Annotated in this window: 3 protein-coding genes; all 3 read right to left on the bottom strand. The window is 48.3% G+C overall.

The window, feature by feature from the left end:
- Positions 1-54 precede the first annotated feature (54 nt).
- A complete protein-coding gene (locus tag VZP09_RS10135) occupies positions 55-264 on the bottom strand; it encodes a YdgH/BhsA/McbA-like domain containing protein (RefSeq protein ID WP_032415068.1) in 210 nt (69 codons plus the stop codon).
- Positions 265-347: 83 nt separating this feature from the next.
- A complete protein-coding gene (locus VZP09_RS10130) occupies positions 348-1,064 on the bottom strand; it encodes a hypothetical protein (protein ID WP_087791542.1) in 717 nt (238 codons plus the stop codon).
- 45 nt (positions 1,065-1,109) lie between these two features.
- Complete coding sequence (locus VZP09_RS10125; RefSeq protein ID WP_004143863.1) at positions 1,110-1,544, bottom strand: winged helix-turn-helix domain-containing protein; 435 nt, start codon at positions 1,542-1,544, stop codon at positions 1,110-1,112.
- Positions 1,545-1,924: the final 380 nt, after the last annotated feature.

The raw sequence follows: 1,924 nt of genomic DNA, 5'->3' as shown, positions 1-1,924 counted from the left end.
AAAAACTAAAGCGCCGTCCAGGCGGCGCTTTAGGAAACGTTTAGGGGCAAGGGTTTATTTGCTCAGTTCAGCCGTCATATGAACACGGTTGTTAAACTGGGCGCTGGTAATTTTATAGGATGTACCCTGTTCTGCGGCCTGGGCGGCAATTTTAGCTTCCGCGCGGTCCAGCGTGGAGGCAGTGGCGCTGACGCTCTGAGCAAAGCTGGCAGCAGAGAACAGAGACAGCGCAGCAACAGCAACGAAAGTTTTGATGAATTTCATGGTGTATTCCTTAATTTGGTGTCTGATAAAGGGCCTGTTGCCCTGATGTGATAAAGAATACGCTTGATTGCTGGAGCCTAAAATCAAAACAATTTGCGAAACTCTTTCAAATAATATGAACGATTTTCCGCCAGCCGCGAGGCTGCGCGCGGCGGCAGGGTTGCATTAGCTGCTGTGGTCAGGCATCGGAGGTCGGCAGACAGGCGACTAAAAGAGAGCCTGTCGGTCATGAAATGATGAAAATGGCTATGACTGACCAGGCGGAAATTCTCTTTAATCCTTTCCAGGCCGTTATAGACCCGCTTGCGATTAATCCCCAGCGTAGCGGCCATTTGATGAACCGACTGACCCTTCATGGTGGCATCAATCATCCGCATCTCCAGGCGGTTGAGCGGGGCTCGTTGACGGAAAGAAACGCTCTGACGTTGGTGACGCGGCACGAGTGGCCAGCGGCGCTCGGCCAGGCAGCGCAGAAGGCGGCTCACTTCACGTACCGCTTCGCGCTGGCTGATCCACAGTAGGGTATCCGCGAAAAAGGCGCGTCCGCGCCTTACGTTGCCGGCTGACGTAAAGCCAATGACCAGGCCCTGAAAGTGCTGAGCGATTTCAGCGGCAGCCAGGTAATCATGATAGTTTTCCAGTGACAAAATAATCACATCCAGCCCGGACAGTTCTGGAAGATGGCTGAGGGGCAGGGAGTGAATAACCTTTAATTCGGGCGCTGTTTTCTGAATATCCCGAAAACACTGGGCGATACCGATATTAAAATAAATATTATTGCTGTGAATTAAAATATTCAACGAATAAACCCTGTTGCTGGCGATGTAAACGGCGCGGGGAGGGGATTAGCTGCGTACCAGAAGCTTATTCATATCAGCAGGCGAAGTGTTTATATAATTCATCATCCCCGGCGGTTTGTATGAATAAATTTCGGCTACGTAAACGTTATTAATATAATACCCCGCGCACTTAACGCGGATGATTAACGCGCTCTCCACGCCAGCCTGGTGTAAGCGAGACTTTAAGCTCTGAATAACCTGCCATAGGCGCTGCGCGGAAGGGCGGAGATTATTTTTTTCCCAAACGTTAATCATTAACTCTTCATCGCTGACCAGACGTTCTCTGCCGTGCGCCAGCAGGTACTCCAGTAAACAGGCCATGGTGCTGCGTAGCTGGACTTGCGTCCGTGTCCCGCGCAGCGTGATAATTTCCCGATGATGCAGGCAGTAGAAAATATTATCCGCTAACTTATAGCCAAGTAGTTTATAGCCTTTAGTCATCCACCACTCCCTGACAAATCCTCTTCTTGCCGGTGCAGAGTACCTGCCCGCTGCTGACTGACCAAGTGAATTTTATCAGTTAGAATAATCAAAACAAATAACCACACAGCCATACATAACTAGAATAAAAATCTGATAATATCGCTTGATTCTGTTGTATTATGCGGTATAGGAAAAGTCTTAATCGGGCGGCTGGCGAAGGTAAGCGCTTGAAAATATAGGTGGCATCGAAAAATAAATGCACTTAAATTGATTTGGATCAATTTAAGCTATTTCAGAGGGCGATGACCATTTACATTNTAAAACAAAGATTGAAATAACTTCCGTTACGCGGTGATACGCTAATTCTGAACTTGTGGAACTACCCAGGGAATGGTTCA

The organism is Klebsiella sp. EMBS2024 (assembly GCF_036233805.1).
GTDB classification, from domain to species: Bacteria; Pseudomonadota; Gammaproteobacteria; order Enterobacterales; family Enterobacteriaceae; genus Klebsiella; species Klebsiella pneumoniae.
The sequence above is the reverse complement of the archived record's forward strand: the minus strand, read 5'-3'. Positions and strand labels throughout refer to the sequence as shown.

Coding starts and splice junctions, on each gene's coding strand:
- VZP09_RS10135 (WP_032415068.1), bottom strand. CDS start 264: ATGAAATTCATCAAAACTTTCGTTGCTGTTGCTGCGCTGTCTCTGTTC.
- VZP09_RS10125 (WP_004143863.1), bottom strand. CDS start 1,544: ATGACTAAAGGCTATAAACTACTTGGCTATAAGTTAGCGGATAATATT.